Below are 244 nucleotides of genomic sequence, written 5' to 3' on the forward strand. Positions count from 1 at the left end.
GTGATATCACCAACAACAAAGCCTATTACCGCTTCGCTAAAAGTAAACGTAACGGTAAATGGCGCATTACTTGTTGCTGGTACATTTTGAATTGCAACTGACGGACGGCTTGCATCATAGTTACTGCTGACTTGAGTCGCAGACGTATTAAAATTACCCACACTGTCCTGAGCTACATTAGCGTTTACATCTAGTGTCACAGAACCATCTGCAGTCGGTGTGATCAACGCAGTATAAGTACTCG

At 43.4% G+C, this 244-nt stretch carries 1 protein-coding gene; it reads right to left on the reverse strand.

What is annotated here, in order from left to right; genetic code table 11:
• A partial coding sequence (locus tag H4J50_RS19375; protein WP_182257715.1) for a hypothetical protein occupies positions 1-244 on the reverse strand: 244 nt, incomplete at both ends.

Source organism: Colwellia sp. 6M3 (genome assembly GCF_014077595.1).
Lineage (GTDB): Bacteria > Pseudomonadota > Gammaproteobacteria > Enterobacterales > Alteromonadaceae > Cognaticolwellia.